At 45.7% G+C, this 16,861-nt stretch carries 11 protein-coding genes; 9 read left to right on the plus strand and 2 right to left on the minus strand.

Annotated elements, in window-relative coordinates; genetic code table 11:
• Window positions 1–135: 135 nt before the first annotated feature.
• The 4 genes from WMO28_RS05830 (at window position 136) to WMO28_RS05845 (ending at window position 6,294) form a co-directional block, all read left to right on the plus strand.
• Window positions 136–3,060 (plus strand): insulinase family protein, encoded by a 2,925-nt coding sequence (locus WMO28_RS05830; protein WP_349056343.1) that lies wholly within the window; start codon window positions 136–138, stop codon window positions 3,058–3,060.
• Window positions 3,061–3,121: 61 nt separating this feature from the next.
• Window positions 3,122–4,030, plus strand: a complete 909-nt coding sequence (gene era / locus WMO28_RS05835; protein WP_349056344.1) for a GTPase Era — start codon at window positions 3,122–3,124, stop codon at window positions 4,028–4,030.
• 3 nt (window positions 4,031–4,033) lie between these two features.
• Window positions 4,034–4,789, plus strand: coding sequence for a DNA repair protein RecO (gene recO / locus WMO28_RS05840; protein ID WP_349056345.1), 756 nt, complete (start codon window positions 4,034–4,036; stop codon window positions 4,787–4,789).
• 110 nt (window positions 4,790–4,899) lie between these two features.
• Window positions 4,900–6,294, plus strand: a complete 1,395-nt coding sequence (locus WMO28_RS05845) for a glycine--tRNA ligase (protein ID WP_178641253.1) — start codon at window positions 4,900–4,902, stop codon at window positions 6,292–6,294.
• A gap of 48 nt (window positions 6,295–6,342) precedes the next feature.
• Here the strand turns inward: WMO28_RS05845 and WMO28_RS05850 are convergent, their stop codons facing one another.
• Window positions 6,343–7,209, minus strand: a complete 867-nt coding sequence (locus tag WMO28_RS05850; RefSeq protein ID WP_178641256.1) for an AraC family transcriptional regulator — start codon at window positions 7,207–7,209, stop codon at window positions 6,343–6,345.
• 521 nt (window positions 7,210–7,730) lie between these two features.
• On the opposite strand from WMO28_RS05850, the gene WMO28_RS05855 reads away from it, so the two are divergent.
• From WMO28_RS05855 to WMO28_RS05870, 4 genes are read left to right on the plus strand one after another with little or no spacing between them, the layout of a single operon-like run.
• Window positions 7,731–9,026 (plus strand): extracellular solute-binding protein, encoded by a 1,296-nt coding sequence (locus WMO28_RS05855; RefSeq protein WP_178644117.1) that lies wholly within the window; start codon window positions 7,731–7,733, stop codon window positions 9,024–9,026.
• A gap of 2 nt (window positions 9,027–9,028) precedes the next feature.
• A complete protein-coding gene (locus WMO28_RS05860; RefSeq protein WP_178644119.1) occupies window positions 9,029–9,907 on the plus strand; it encodes an ABC transporter permease subunit in 879 nt (292 codons plus the stop codon).
• Window positions 9,907–10,749 (plus strand): carbohydrate ABC transporter permease, encoded by an 843-nt coding sequence (locus WMO28_RS05865; protein WP_349056346.1) that lies wholly within the window; start codon window positions 9,907–9,909, stop codon window positions 10,747–10,749. The genes WMO28_RS05860 and WMO28_RS05865 overlap by 1 nt, the downstream gene beginning before the upstream one ends.
• A gap of 23 nt (window positions 10,750–10,772) precedes the next feature.
• Complete coding sequence (locus WMO28_RS05870; protein WP_178644123.1) at window positions 10,773–12,953, plus strand: alpha-galactosidase; 2,181 nt, start codon at window positions 10,773–10,775, stop codon at window positions 12,951–12,953.
• Window positions 12,954–13,055: 102 nt separating this feature from the next.
• Here WMO28_RS05870 and WMO28_RS05875 read toward each other — a convergent pair whose 3' ends face one another.
• Window positions 13,056–13,934: an aldose 1-epimerase family protein gene (locus WMO28_RS05875; protein ID WP_178644125.1), complete on the minus strand. Its 879-nt coding sequence runs from the start codon at window positions 13,932–13,934 to the stop codon at window positions 13,056–13,058.
• 232 nt (window positions 13,935–14,166) lie between these two features.
• Between WMO28_RS05875 and ppdK the strand changes: the two genes are divergently transcribed.
• Window positions 14,167–16,797: a pyruvate, phosphate dikinase gene (gene ppdK / locus WMO28_RS05880; protein WP_015525819.1), complete on the plus strand. Its 2,631-nt coding sequence runs from the start codon at window positions 14,167–14,169 to the stop codon at window positions 16,795–16,797.
• Window positions 16,798–16,861: the final 64 nt, after the last annotated feature.

Consider the following 16,861-nt stretch of genomic DNA (forward strand, 5'->3'; position numbering starts at 1 on the left):
TAAAGCTTCCGTTTCAGGCTGTCTGAATGCTCAGGCAGCCTTTTGTTGCCATGTATCTGCAGGCGGCTGTTAAATACTTAAATGCAGAACGTAACAGATACGGGAAGAAAAAACTCAGGAGGTTGATTTAAATTTATGAATCCAGATCATCTGAAATCATATGAAGTCCTGAAGGAAGAAGAGCTTCAGGATATTCATTCCAAAGGCTGGCTTTTAAGACACAGAAAAACAGGAGCCAGAGTAATGCTCATCGAGAACGATGATGAGAATAAAGTTTTTAATATTGCATTCCGCACACCGCCGAAGAACAGTACCGGTGTTGCCCATATTCTGGAACACAGCGTACTGTGCGGATCCCGGGAATTTCCGCTTAAAGATCCGTTTGTAGAGCTGGTAAAAGGCTCTCTTAACACATTCCTCAATGCGATGACCTATCCGGACAAGACCTGCTATCCGGTAGCCAGCTGCAATGACCGGGATTTCCAGAATCTGATGCATGTATATCTGGATGCAGTATTTTATCCGAATATTTACAAAAAAGAGGAGATTTTCCGCCAGGAGGGCTGGAACTATCATCTGGAGAATAAGGAAGGCCCGCTGAAATATAACGGTGTTGTATATAACGAGATGAAGGGAGCTTTTTCCTCACCGGATGATGTGCTGGAGCGTGAGATCATGAATTCCCTGTTCCCGGATACCACCTATGGATGTGAGTCCGGCGGTGATCCTGTGAATATCCCGGACTTAAGCTACGAGGAATTCCTGGATTTCCACAGACGTTATTATCATCCGTCCAACAGCTTTATCTATCTCTATGGAAACATGGACATGGAAGAGAAGCTGGAGTTTATTGACAGCCATTATCTCTCTGCATTTGATTCCCTTGAGATCGATTCCGAGATCCAAAACCAGGAGGCTTTTGAAGCAGTAAAGGATATTCAGAAAAACTATCCGATTGCAGAGAATGAGGGAGAAGAGGACAACACATATCTTTCCTACAACATGGTTGTGGGTGAGGCAGCAGATATTAATTTAAGCCTTGCTTTTGAAGTGCTGGACTATGCACTTTTAAGTGCGCCGGGTGCGCCGCTTAAACAGGCACTTCTTGATGCAAAGATCGGTAAGGACATCTATGGTTCCTTTGAAGATGGAATCAAGCAGACCTATTTTTCCATTGTGGCAAAGGGCGCAAATTTAAGCCAGAAGGAAGAATTTGTAAAGGTGATCCGTGATACCCTTACAAAGATCGCAGAAGAGGGAATTGATAAAAAGGCAGTTACAGCAGGAATCAATTACTATGAGTTCCGTTTCCGTGAGGCAGATTTCTCCTCTTATCCGAAGGGACTGATGTACGGCCTTGATATCTTAAGCAGCTGGCTCTATGACGATCAGAAGCCGTTCTGCGAGGTACAGCTTCTGGAGGGCTTTGCGTTCCTCAAGAAAGCACGGGAAGAAGGATATTTCGAGGAGCTGATCCGCAAATATCTTCTGGATAACACCCATGGTTCCGTTCTTTCCCTGGTACCGGAACGTGGCCTTGCGGCAAAGCGGGATAAGGAACTGGAAGAGAAGCTGGAGAATTACCGCAGCAGTCTTTCCGATGAGAAGCTTGAAGAAATGGTAGAGCGCACAAAAGCACTGGAGGCTTATCAGGAGGCAGAGGAGGATCCGGAGGCTCTGACCTGTATCCCGATGCTTTCCAGAGAGGACATTAAAAAAGAGATCACAGGGCTGACTAATGAGGAGCATTTTGTAGATGACAGCCTGTTTTTATATCATGATGTATGCACCAATGGCATCGGATATGCAGATCTGCTTTTTGAGATCCATGATTTCGATGTGAATACAGTCCATTATCTGGGACTCTTAAAATCCGTGCTTGGTGCAGTAGATACCGAGAATTACAGCTATGGAGAGCTGTTTAATGAGGTGAATGCAAGAACCGGTGGTATTGCTTATGGAATTGAGGTATTTGACAATGCCGCAGATACGGATGCGTTCCGTGCCATGTTTGCAGTGAGAGGCAAGGCACTGTATCCGGAGATGAAGTTCATGTTCGACATGATCCGTGAGGTTCTTACCACATCCAAGCTGGAGGATACCAAGAGACTTTATGAGATCATTGCCAGAGTGAAATCCAGAGCACAGGCAAACCTTGTAAGTGCGGGACATTCCACAGCCGTACTTCGTGGCGCAGCCTACGCATCTCCGATGGCAGCATTCCAGGACGAAATGGCAGGAATCGGATACTATCAGTTTATTGAGAAGCTGGAGAAAGATTTTGACACCTGCAAGGATGAGATCATAAAAAATCTCCGCAGGGTCATGGAAACAGTTCTTCGTCCGGAGAACTTCTGCGTAAGCTACACAGGAGAGAGAGAATCCCTGGAGGCAGTGAAGACACAGGTAGGAGAGATCCGTAAAGTCCTGTTTAACGGACAGAAACAGGAGGAGACAGCACAGCCGGCCTGCATAAAGAAAAACGAGGCATTCAAAACCTCCGGTCAGGTTCAGTACGTAGCCCAGAACGGAAACTTCCGTAAAAAAGGTCTTGAATACACCGGCGCATTGGAGATCCTGAAGGTGATCTTAAGCTACGATTATCTCTGGATCAACATTCGTGTCAAGGGCGGCGCTTACGGCTGCATGAGCGGATTTAAGAGAAGTGGAGAGAGCTTCCTGGTATCTTACCGTGATCCGCATCTTAAGAGAACCCTGGAGGTATATCAGGGCGTACCGGCTTACATTCGTGCTTTTGAGGCAGACGAACGTGAGATGACCAAATATATCATCGGAACCATCAGCAACAAGGATGTGCCGAGAACACCACAGATGCAGGGTGCGATCTCCAAGAGTGCATATTTCTCTCAGGTTACGGAGGAGATGCTGCAGAAGGAGAGAGACCAGATCATTGGAGCACAGAAAGAAGATATTCAGGCACTGGCTGAGCTTGTGGAGGCAGTGCTTTCTGATGACCAGATCTGTGTTGTGGGAAGTGAGACAGCAATCGATAAGGCAGAAGATATCTTTATGGAAGTGAAGCCGTTGATCAGCTGCTGATAATCAGAATAAGAATCCTGCTGTCCGTTAAATGGGACAGCAGGACATGAGAGGATAAAGAATGGAAAATAATTTCAAATCAGGCTTTGTTGCGATCATCGGAAGACCAAACGTTGGAAAATCCACACTGATGAACCACCTCATCGGACAGAAGATCGCCATTACATCAAACAAACCACAGACAACAAGAAATAAGATCCAGACCGTGTACACCAGTGACGAAGGACAGATCGTATTTCTTGATACACCAGGTATTCATAAGGCGAAAAACAAGCTTGGTGAGTACATGGTGCAGGTTGCGGAGAGAACACTGAAGGAAGTGGACGCCATCATGTGGCTGGTGGAGCCGTCCACTTTTGTGGGAGCCGGAGAGCGCCACATTGCCGAGCAGCTTCAGAAGGTAGGAGTTCCGGTGATCCTGATCATCAACAAGATCGATACCGTTAAAAAAGAGGAGCTTCTTCCTGCAATTGATACTTACCGCAAGATCTGCGATTTCGCAGAGATCATTCCGTGCTCTGCACTTCGTGGAAATAACACACAGGATATTATTCCGAGTATTTTTAAATATCTGCCTTACGGACCGATGTTTTATGATGAGGATACTGTCACAGATCAGCCGCAGCGCCAGATCGCAGCAGAGATCATCCGTGAGAAAGCACTTCACGCGCTGGATGAGGAGATTCCGCATGGAATCGCCGTTGCCATCGATAGAATGAAGAAACGTCCGGGCAGAAGTAATATCATTGATATTGATGCGACTATCATCTGTGAGAGAAATTCCCACAAGGGAATTATCATCGGCAAGCAGGGTGCCATGCTGAAAAAAATCGGAAGCAATGCCCGCTATGAGCTGGAACGCATGCTGGAATCCAAGGTAAATTTAAAACTCTGGGTCAAGGTAACAAAGAACTGGCGTGACAGTGACTTCCTGATCAAGAACTTTGGATACGATAAGAAAGAAATCTAAAAAATGAGTGATCTGATTACAGTGCAGGGAGTGGTGCTTTCTGCCATGCCGGTGGGAGACTATGACAAGCGGATCGTTCTCCTTACAAGGGAGCGGGGAAAAATTTCCGCTTTTGCAAAAGGGGCAAGGAGACAGAACAGTCCGTTCATGGCGGCAGCCAATCCCTTTGTGTTCGGAAGCTTTACCCTTTATGAGGGAAGAACAAGCTATAATCTCAATCAGGTCAGTGTACAGCATCATTTTGTGGAGCTGGCCACGCAGCAGCCGGGCGTGTATTACGGCTATTATTTTCTGGAGCTTGCGGACTATTTTGGCAAGGAAGGAACGGATGAGAAAGAGATGATGAATCTTCTTTATGTCACCATCAAAGCGATTCTCAATCCTCATATTGATGACCGGCTTGTGCGCTGCATTTATGAGCTTCGCACTATGACAGTCCAGGGGCTGATGCCACAGCTGTTCCAGTGTGCGGACTGTGGAAAAGAGCTTACAGAAGACGAAAAAGAGCTGTTTTTTTCCCAGGATGAGCATGGGCTTCTCTGCAGTGACTGCAGCAGGAGGGCTGTGGACAGGAAACGGATCTCAGAGGCTGCACTGTATGCGATGCGGTACATAGCCGTTTCCCCGCTGTCAAAATTATATACGTTTACTGTACGTGAGGATGTGCTCCGGGAGCTGGAACGTCATATTTACCGGTATACAGAGCTGAACACAGATAAGCGCTTCAAAAGTCTTGAAATTCTGGAAATGATGCGGTGACTGGGAAATATCCTTGAAAAATCACAGGGATGCTAGTATAATAAGACCAAAAAATGTAAAAAACAGCTTTCATAAAGCAGGAGAGCTGTAAGTCAAGAGGAGAAAAAATCATGGAAAAAACAATGGAAAAGATCGTAGCTCTTGCAAAAGCCAGAGGATTTGTTTATCCAGGTTCCGAGATCTACGGTGGCCTGGCTAACACATGGGATTACGGTAATCTCGGTGTAGAGCTTAAAAATAACGTAAAACGTGCATGGTGGCAGAAATTCGTACAGGAGTCTCCGTACAACGTAGGTGTTGACTGTGCGATCCTTATGAATCCACAGACATGGATCGCTTCCGGACATCTTGGCGGATTTTCTGATCCTCTTATGGACTGTAAAGAGTGCCATGAGCGTTTCCGTGCAGATAAGCTGATCGAGGATTACTGTGCAGAGCATGACATTGCCATTGAGGGAAGTGTTGATGCCTGGTCACAGGAGAAGATGATGGACTTTATCAAGGAGCATGAGGTAGCATGCCCGAGCTGTGGCAAGCACAACTTCACAGATATCCGTCAGTTCAACCTGATGTTCAAGACATTCCAGGGTGTTACTGAGGATGCCAAGAATACCGTATATTTAAGACCGGAGACAGCACAGGGTATCTTTGTAAACTTCAAGAATGTACAGAGAACATCCCGTAAGAAGATTCCGTTTGGTATCGGCCAGATTGGTAAATCTTTCCGTAACGAGATCACACCTGGTAACTTCACATTCCGTACACGTGAGTTCGAGCAGATGGAGCTTGAGTTCTTCTGTGAGCCGGATACAGACCTTGAGTGGTTTGCATACTGGAAGAAGTTCTGTCTTGACTGGCTGAGCTCCCTTGGTCTTAAGGATGACGAGGTTCGTTACCGTGATCATGATAAGGAAGAGCTGAGCTTCTACAGCAAGGCTACTACAGACGTAGAGTTCCTGTTCCCGTTCGGATGGGGCGAGCTCTGGGGAATCGCAGACAGAACAGATTATGACCTGACACAGCATCAGAACGTATCCGGTCAGGATCTGACATACTTCGATGATGAGAAGAAACAGAAATACATTCCGTATGTTATCGAGCCGTCACTTGGAGCAGACCGTATGGTTCTCGCATTCCTCTGCAGTGCTTATGACGAGGAAGTTCTGGATGCAGAGAAGAACGATGTTCGTACAGTTCTTCATTTCCATCCGGTACTTGCACCGGTTAAGATCGGTGTGCTTCCGCTTTCCAAGAAGCTTAACGAGGGTGCAGAGAAGATCTTCCACCAGCTCTCCAAGAAATACAACTGCGAGTATGATGACCGTGGAAACATCGGTAAACGTTACCGCAGACAGGATGAGATCGGTACTCCATTCTGCATCACTTATGATTTCGAGTCTGAGAATGACGGTGCTGTTACTGTCCGTGACCGTGACACCATGGAGCAGGTACGTGTGAAGATTGATGAGCTTGACGCATACTTTGCTGACAAATTTACTTTCTAAACTGATCTGAAAATTAGAATAAACAGAGAAACACCCCCGGCTGCTGGTTCAGACCGGAGGTGTTTTTTGAATAAGCTTATTCTTCATCCGCCAGCTTCTTGGCGAAATTCCGTATATATTTTTGAATGCCCGGGAAAAATGAAGCTGATTGGGATAGCCCACAGCATTTCCGATATCTGCAATAGAAAGAGATGTGATCTTCAGAAGCTCTGCGGCCTTGCTCATACGATAGCTGATGAGAAATTCCTGTGGTGAACGGCCGATGGTATCGTGGAAGATCTTTCCGAAATAGCTTCGGTTGAGTCCGCAGCAGGCAGCGATATCCTCCACAGAGATATCATTCTGAAAATTCTGCTCAATAAAGGAAAGTGCCTCCTTGATATAGAAATCACGGATACTTCCATCCTGTTTCATGCGGACTGTTTTTGCGGAGCGCATAAAATAATCCAGGAAAAGCCAGGTATGTCCGATGAGATGAAAAGGTGACTCCTGGGAATTGTGGCAGATGTAGAGCATTTCTTCCATCATCTTCTGGCGGAGTTCGGAATTGTGGCTGTGGTAGACCGGCTGATTCAGGCTTAAGCCGGCAGTCTCTACGATCTCTTTTGCCCGGAGACCGTCAAATTCCACCCAGGTATATTCCCATGGAAAGCTGGTGTCTGCAATATAGGTGTTGATCTGTCCCGGAAAAAGCATAAAGCCCTGGCCGCTCTTGATCTGAAAATTGACGGTTTCTCCGGCAGAATTATTCGCCATCAAAGTCCCGGTGCCGGAGATCACATAATGGAAGATATAGTGGTTACGCACAGCAGGACCGAAGGAATGTGCCGGAGCACAGTGCTCCCAGCCGTACTGATATAAGCCGATGTCAACGAAATTTTCATTGGGAAAAACAGAAAAAAGAAGATCGTTCATATATTCACCCTGTATTATAAGAGATTTTGTGTACTATCAGCATTATATAGCAAAAGAACGGAGAATTTCAATAAATATACAGAAAAATGTATTTCATTACAAAATGAAAAAAACAGGCATGGTTTTTTGATGTGAAAAACGTACAAAAATAAAGAAAAAACTTTGTGAAGAATTTAAGTTTCTCGAGAAACCATTTGATTTTGGCGGAATACTGGAATATGCTCATCTCAGATAAAATATTGAAGTAAGGAGATTCTGGAAGATGTAAAAAAACAAAACATAAGGAAATAAAAACATAATATATCAAAATGCTAGATAACTTTAAATGATATGGCAAAATGACGCATTTTGATATAAAACAGAAAAAATGCTGCTATTTATACAAGCATAAAGCTATGTTAAAATAGGTTCTACAAAGAAATGATACCGGAAAGCAGAACGTGTATATCCCCGGAAAGTATATTTTAGGGACGGGTGATAACAGAGCTTTTCAGAGAAAGAGAAGGAAGGAGCATAATAAGATGCGAAACAGAAGTAAATGGATATTCTGTATGGGACTTGCCTTTACCATGGCGGCCACAACCGTATTGAGTGGATGTAGCCTGGGAAAAAAAGACAGCGGAAAAACGGAAATAGAACTTGTCCAGTATAAGCCGGAAGCGGTAAAAGCATTCGAAAAGATGGAAGAAAAGTTCAATGCCACTCACGATGATATTCATCTTACCATTGAATCGCCGAATGATGCAATGACTGTGCTGAAAACAAGATTTATCCGGGAGGACAATCCGGATATCATTGGAATCGGCGGTGAGGTAAGCTATTCCAATTTCCTGGACTCGGACATGTTGATGGATATTTCGGATTATCAGGGACTGGATTCGATCAAGGACGCATACAAAGAGATCGATAAGGCACTGGAATTTGTTCCGGAGGACGGCGTATATGCAGTTCCTTATGTGGCCAATGCAGCAGGAATTCTGTATAACAAGGACATGTTTGAAGAACATGGATGGCAGATCCCGACAACCTGGGATGAATTCATGGATCTCTGTGAGGAGATCAAAGCAGCAGGCATTCTTCCCCTGTATTTTGGATTTAAGGACACATGGACCTGTCTTGCACCGTGGAACTCTATTGCAGTAGATCTTGCGCCGGCAGATGTATGCCGGCAGGTAAACAAGGGAGAAACGACCTTTACGGAAGAGTATAAGGAGGCTGCGGACCGTATGCTGGAGCTTCTTCCGTATGGCCCGGATGATCCATTTGCCTATGACTACAACGGAGCCTGCACAGCCTTTGCAAACGGGGAATCAGCTATGTATCCTATTGGAAGCTATGCGATCCCGCAGATTCAGAGCGTAAATCCGGATATGAATATTGATTCTTTTGTAACTCCGGCAAGCAACGATCCGTCAGAAAACAAACTGAATTCCGGTATTGACCTTCAGTTCTGTGTTATGAATGACTGCGAGAACAAGGAAGCAGCTTATGAAGTTCTGGATTTCCTTCTGGAGGATGAGAATATACAGACATACCTGGACGACCAGAAAGCGGTTCCATGTAAAGAAGGCGATTTCACACTGCCGGAAACACTGGATGGAATGAAGGAATACATAAAAGAAGGAAAAATGGCCGATTATCAGGATCATTATTATCCGTCCGAGATGGCAGTAGATGCACAGATCCAGACCTTCCTGATGAAAAAAGACGAGGATGCATTCCTGAAGAAATTTGACAAAGACTGGATAAGATACAATCGTGATATTATCCGTAAGGTTCAGGATTATGAGAAGAAACAGGAGAAAGGAGAGAACTGATCATGGGAAAAAAATCTATGAGTGGAAGAAAAATGACATTTCTGCTGATCACGATTCCGATTGTGGCACTGTTTTTCTGCTTTAACACACTGCCATTGATCAAAGGTGTGATCTACAGCTTTACCAACTTTAAGGGATATGGAAGCTATGACTGGGTTGGCCTTCGAAACTATAAAGATCTTTTTACGGACAGCAGAGTAGGTGGCTCCTATCTGTTCACCTTTAAGCTGGCTATTGCGGCAACGATCGTGACCAATGTGGTCAGTCTGCTCCTGGCACTGGGACTGAACAGCAAGATCCGTTTCAAGAGTGCACTGCGTGGAGCTTATTTTATCCCGAATGTACTTGGAGCTCTTGTTGTAGGATATATTTTCAACTATTTATTTACATACATTCTTCCGGCGTTCGGAAAAGCCATCGGAAGCAAAACCTTTTCCTCAAGTATGCTTTCCAGCACAAGCCTTGCATGGGTAGCTATCGTGGTTGTGTGTGCATGGCAGTCCATCGCAATGAACACGATCATCTATATCTCCGGTCTTCAGACAGTTCCGGAGGATGTGTATGAGGCAGGTGCCATTGACGGAGCTACCGGCTTTGCAAAATTCCGTTATCTGACCTTTCCGTTGATCATTCCGTTCTTCAGCATCAACATGGTACTGTGTGTGAAGAACTTCCTGATGGTATTTGACCAGATCATGGCCTTGACAAAAGGCGGTCCTGCACAGAGTACAGAGTCTATTTCCTACCTGATCTACAACAACGGTATGAGTGGCGGTCAGTTCGGTTTCCAGAGTGCCAATGCCGTGGTATTCTTCGTTGTGATCGTGATCATTTCCGTAGCACAGATGACCATCACAGGTAAAAAGGAGGAACAGCTGTAATGAAGACAAAAGTAAGGGAAAAAGTAAACTGGCCGGTAACGATCCTTCTGATCCTCGGTCTTGTGACCGTAGTATTTCCGCTTTATATGACTGTGGTGATCTCGTTCAAGCAGCCAAGTGAAATGACAAACAGCGTGGCAGGAATCCTCTCTCTGCCGAAAAAATTCAGCTTTTCCAATTTTGCTGAGGCTATGCGGGTAACCGATTTCTGGCATTCTCTGGGAAACAGTGTGCTGATCACAGTGATTACTGTAATACTTGCGATTGTAATTCATTCTCTTCTGGGTTATGCTATAGCAAGAAACAAAAACAGCAAATTTTATAAATTTATTTATCTTTATGTGGTAAGCGGTATGTTCGTGCCGTTTGCGATCCTGATGATGCCGCTCGTAAAGCAGACTGCTGAGATGGGCCTTGACAACAGGGTGGGAGTTATCATTCTTTACACTGTATTTTATATGCCGATGAACGTGCTCCTTTATTCCGGATATCTGACAAATATCCCGATGGCACTTGAAGAAGCAGCCTGCGTGGACGGAGCCAGCACCTGGACAACCTACTGGAAGATCATTTTCCCGATCATGAAGCCGATGCATGCGACGGTTGCAGTTCTGACTGCACTGGGAACCTGGAACGATGTTATGACACCACTTGTTATCATGTCCGGCTCCAACGGAGGAACCACACTTCCACTGGCACAGCTGAATTTCCAGACACAGTTTGGAACCAATTATAATCTTGCGTTTGCATCTTACCTGCTTGCACTTCTACCGATCCTTCTGTTCTATCTGATCTGCCAGAAGCACATTTTAAATGGTGTTGTAAACGGTGCGGTAAAATAAACTGACAAAAAGGAGAATCCGATATGGGAATAATCTATTGTGAAAAAGACAGGACATTTACATTACAGACGAAAGAAACAACATATCAGATGCAGGTGGATCCATATGGATTCCTCCTTCATCTTTACTATGGCAAAAAAGCTGAGGGCTGCATGGAGCATCTTCTGACTTACTATGACAGAGGCTTTTCCGGAAATCCTTATGATGCAGGCAGTGACAGAACTTACTCTATGGATGCACTTCCGCAGGAGTTTTCTTGTTTCGGAAACGGGGATTTCAGAAGCACAGCCCTGATGCTGGAAAATGGCGACGGCAGCATGAGCTGCGATATGCGCTATAAGAGTTATACCATCCGTGACGGTAAATACAGTCTTCCGGGTCTGCCGGCTGTTTATGCAGATAATGATGAGGCACAGACTCTTGAAATCGTTCTTGAGGATCCGGCTACCGGTGTGGAAGCCATGCTGCTCTACGGAGTACTCCCGGAAACAGATATCATTACCCGAAGTGCATACATCCGCAACCGGAGTGAAAAAAAGATCTACGTGAATAAGATTATGTCCGCAGAGCTTGATTTCCTTTATGGTGATTATGAGCTACTCACCTTTTATGGCAGACATGCCATGGAACGGAATCTGCAGAGAGTGCCGGTGGCTCACGGAAGCCAGATGATCGGCAGTGTCCGTGGAACCTCAAGCCATCAGTACAATCCGCTTATGATTCTTGCGGATAAGGATACTACAGAGGATAATGGCAGCTGTTATGCCATGTCATTTGTATACAGTGGAAATTTCCAGGGAGAGGTTCTCAAGGATCAGTATAATCAGACCAGAATGCTCCTCGGTGTTCAGGAGGACTGCTTCCGCTATCCTCTGGAAGCAGGCGAAAGCTTTTATGCGCCGGAAGTGATCTTAAGCTATGCAGATAAAGGTCTGAACCGTCTTTCCCAGAACCTGCATGACTGCATTCGCCATCACATCTGCCGTGGAAAATATAAGACAGAGGTACGCCCGGTTCTGGTAAACAGCTGGGAGGCGGCATACTTTGATTTTACAGGAGAAACTTTATATGCTCTTGCAAAAGAGGCAAAGAGCCTTGGCATCGATATGCTGGTGCTGGATGATGGCTGGTTCGGCAAGCGTGATGACGACAACAGCGGTCTTGGTGACTGGTATGTCAATGAGGAGAAGCTTGGCGGTCCGCTGGGAGAGCTTGTCACAAAGGTAAATGACCTTGGCGTGAAATTCGGTATCTGGATCGAACCGGAAATGATCTCAGAGGACAGCGACCTTTACCGTGAGCATCCGGACTGGGCCCTGACAATTCCGGGCAGAAAGCCGGTGCGTTCCAGAAACCAGCTGGTACTTGATTTTTCCAGAAAAGAAGTAGTAGATGGGATTTTTGACCAGATCAGCAAAGTTCTGGATCAGGCAAACATTGAGTACGTTAAATGGGATATGAACCGAAGCCTGATGGATGTATTTTCTGTTATTACAAAAGATCAGGGACGCGTGATGTATGATTATGTTCTGGGACTGTACGATTTTCTGGACCGTATGGTGAACCGTTATCCTGATCTTCTCATCGAAGGCTGCAGTGGTGGTGGCGGAAGATTCGACGCCGGCATGCTTTATTACACACCGCAGATCTGGTGCAGTGACAATTCCGATGCCATTGACAGACTGCGAATTCAGTATGGAACCTCTTTCGGTTATCCGGTGTCAGCAGTCGGTTCTCATGTATCGGCTGTGCCGAATCATCAGACTGGAAGAGTTACACCGTTACATACAAGAGGCGTGGTTGCCATGTCAGGAACCTTCGGCTATGAACTGGATCTTCTGAAGCTTACGGAGGAAGAGAAAGATGAGGTCCGAAGTCAGATTGAAGAGTACAGAAGATTTGCCCCGCTGATTCAGAATGGAAAGTACTATCGCCTGACAGATCCGGTAAAGAGTGAAATCTGTGCATGGGAAATCCTGGGACAGTCGCAGGAGGAAGTGCTTCTGAATGTTGTAATGGAAGAAATTCATGGAAATATGACAGTGAATTATGTACAGCTGCGGGGACTTGAGGAGAATGCACTGTACAAGGAGCAGTCCTCCGGAAAGATTTATTCCGGAGCGGCACTGATGTACGCGGGAATCCCGCTTCCTGTGGAGATGGGTGAATATAAGGCTTATCAGTATCATTTTGTAAGAGAATAAGAGAAATTACGAAGTTATCGGAATACAACAGGACACGGCGCAGACCTTGATTGAAGGCTGCGCCGTGTCCTGTATGATGATATATCTGAAGAAAAGTTCAGATCAGTGTACAGTGATCTGATAGCTCTTGATAAATTCTTCCTCTGGCCTGAGAACATTGATATTGGATTTTTCGGTAAGCTCGCCGGTAAAACCACGGTCATCACAACGTCCCATCCATGGCTCCAGGCATACAAAAGGAGCACCTGGTACAGACCAGATTCCGTAGTTCGGGAAGCCTTCGCTGGTAAGAGTTACATACGGAGTACCATCAGGGAGCAGAATGCTGGCTTTTTGGATCTGTCCGTTATCAAAAACAAGAGCATCTTTGTCAAACATATGTGCAGCGATAAGACAGCTTCCGTTTTCCAGGGTAAGGGTATGCGGTTCGTCTGAGATGGCTGTTCCGGAAGCCGGGTCCAGAAGAAGATAAGTAAGGGAAGTCTGTCCCTCAAAAGCAAGGTGGTAATCACTCTGCACATCATCTTCACGTGCAGGAACACAGAAGGCAGGGTGGGCACCGATGGTAAAGTACATCGTCTCAGAATCTTCATTTACGACTTCCCAGCATACATCCAGATCATGCTCTTTCAGAGTGTAGGTGATCTTGAGGGCAAAGGAGAAGGGATAAGATTTCTGTGTCTCATCAGAAGACTTCAGAACGAAGGTAAGAGAAGAATCTGTGATGTCCGTACAGATAAATTCGCTGTCCCTTGCAAATCCATGCTGTTTGGAAGTGTATTCCGTTCCGTTAAGACGCCAGGTGTCATTGTAATGGCGGCCTACATTCGGAAAAAGCACCGGTGCATGGCGTTTCCAGTAAGCGGGGTCTGCCTGCCAGAGAACTTCGCGGTCATTTACCTTGTCATAAATGCTGGTGAGCTCGGCACCGTGATCAGAAACGGAAATCCTGAGAGTATTGTTTTCTATTGTGCGTATCATGATAAACCTCCTGTGAGTTTTTTTATATTTTAGCACATTTTACAGATAATAACGAGGAAAATACGGCAGATAGAAAAAATAACCGTAAAATCTGTCAGATTTGACAAGATAAATTGCTGTTTTTTGGAAGAATAACCTTGACTAATGAGGGATAAATCTATAAAATAATTATGTGCGTAGAAAACATACATTTTTATGTTTTAAAGAACAATAATTAGGAGGAAAATGTAAAATGGCAAAATGGGTTTACATGTTTACAGAAGGTAATGCTACTATGAGAAATCTTCTGGGCGGCAAAGGTGCCAACCTTGCTGAGATGACAAACCTCGGTCTTCCTGTACCGCAGGGCTTCACAATCACAACAGAGGCCTGCACACAGTACTACGAGGATGGCAGATCCATCAATGATGAGATCATGGCTCAGATCATGGAAGCAATTACCAAGATGGAAGGAGTTACCGGTAAGAAATTCGGTGACAAAGAAAATCCTCTGCTTGTATCCGTTCGTTCAGGTGCTAGAGCATCTATGCCAGGTATGATGGATACAATCCTCAACCTTGGTTTAAATGAAGAAGTTGTTAACACTCTTGCTGAGAAATCCGGCAACGAGCGTTGGGCTTGGGACTGCTACAGAAGATTCATCCAGATGTACTCTGACGTAGTTATGGAAGTTGGTAAGAAATACTTCGAGGAGCTCATCGATGAGATGAAAGCTAAGAGAGGTGTTAAGCAGGACGTAGAGCTTACAGCTGCTGACCTGCATGAGCTTGCTGACCAGTTCAAAGCTGAGTATAAATCCAAAATCGGTTCTGACTTCCCAACTGATCCGAAGGAGCAGTTAGTAGGTGCAATCAAAGCCGTATTCCGTTCCTGGGACAACCCACGTGCGAACGTATATCGTCGTGACAACGATATCCCATATTCCTGGGGTACAGCTGTTAACGTACAGATGATGGCATTCGGTAACATGGGTGATGACTGTGGTACAGGTGTTGCCTTCACACGTGACCCTGCTACAGGTGCTAACGGTCTGTTCGGTGAGTTCCTTACCAATGCACAGGGTGAGGACGTAGTTGCCGGTGTTCGTACACCTATGCACATCTCCGAGATGGAGCAGAAGTTCCCGGAAGCATTCGTACAGTTCAAACAGGTTTGCGAGACTCTTGAGAAACATTACAGAGATATGCAGGATATGGAGTTTACTGTAGAGCATGGTAAACTGTATATGCTTCAGACACGTAATGGTAAGAGAACTGCACAGGCTGCTCTTAAGATCGCTTGTGACCTCGTTGATGAGGGAATGAGAACTGAGGAAGAGGCTGTTGCAATGATCGATCCTCGTAACCTTGATACCCTTCTTCATCCGCAGTTCGATGCAGCCGCTCTTAAAGCTGCTACACCGATGGGCAAAGGCCTTGGTGCTTCTCCAGGAGCTGCTTGCGGTAAGATCGTATTCTCTGCAGAGGACGCTGTTGAGTGGGCTGCAAGAGGAGAGAAAGTTGTTCTTGTTCGTCTTGAGACATCCCCAGAGGATATCACAGGTATGAAGGCTGCTCAGGGTATCCTGACAGTTCGTGGTGGTATGACATCTCACGCAGCCGTTGTTGCTCGTGGTATGGGATCCTGCTGTGTATCCGGATGCGGCGACATCGCTATGGATGAGGAGAACAAGAAATTCACACTTGCTGGTAAAGAGTTCCATGAGGGAGATGCAATCTCCATCGATGGTACAACAGGTAACATCTATGACGGACTTATCCCGACTGTAGATGCTAAGATCGCTGGTGAGTTCGGACGTATCATGGGATGGGCTGACAAGTACAGAACAATGAAAGTTCGTACAAACGCTGATACTCCTGCTGATGCTAAGAAAGCTCGTGAGCTTGGTGCAGAGGGAATCGGTCTTTGCCGTACAGAGCATATGTTCTTCGAGGGCAACAGAATCGATGCATTCCGTGAGATGATCTGCTCTGAGACAGTAGAGGAGAGAGAAGCAGCACTTGCTAAGATCCTTCCGGAGCAGCAGGGAGACTTCGAGAAACTCTATGAGGCACTTGAAGGAAATCCTGTAACAATCCGTTTCCTTGATCCGCCACTTCATGAGTTCGTTCCTACAGAGGAAGAGGACATCAAGAAACTGGCTGACGCTCAGGGCAAGACAGTTGAGCAGATCAAGACAATCATCGCTTCCCTTCACGAGTTCAACCCGATGATGGGACATCGTGGATGCCGTCTTGCTGTTACTTACCCGGAGATCGCTAAGATGCAGACAAGCGCTGTTATCCGTGCAGCTATCAATGTTAAGAAGAATCATCCGGATTGGAACATCAAACCGGAGATCATGATTCCGCTTGTTGGTGACATCAAAGAGCTTAAATATGTTAAGAAATTCGTTGTAGAGACAGCAGACGCTGAGATCAAAGCAGCTGGTTCTGACCTTGAGTACGAGGTTGGTACTATGATCGAGATCCCGAGAGCAGCTCTTACAGCTGATGATATCGCTAAAGAGGCTGACTTCTTCTGCTTCGGTACAAACGACCTTACACAGATGACATACGGATTCTCCCGTGATGACGCTGGTAAGTTCCTTAACGCATACTATGATGCTAAGATCTTCGAGAACGATCCATTTGCTAAGCTTGACCAGACAGGTGTCGGCAAACTTATGAAGATGGCTATCGAGCTTGGAAAACCGGTTAACCCGAAACTTCACGTAGGTATCTGCGGTGAGCACGGCGGAGATCCGTCTTCCGTAGAGTTCTGCAACGAGATCGGACTTGACTATGTATCCTGCTCACCGTTCCGTGTACCGATCGCTCGTCTTGCAGCAGCACAGGCAGCTATCGCTAAGAAGAACGCATAAGAGTAATACAATAAGTAATAGGAGTGACCTTGTGGTACGAAAGTACTGCAAGGTCATTTTTATG

Source organism: Blautia aquisgranensis, from assembly GCF_040096615.1.
Lineage (GTDB): Bacteria > Bacillota > Clostridia > Lachnospirales > Lachnospiraceae > Blautia_A > Blautia_A aquisgranensis.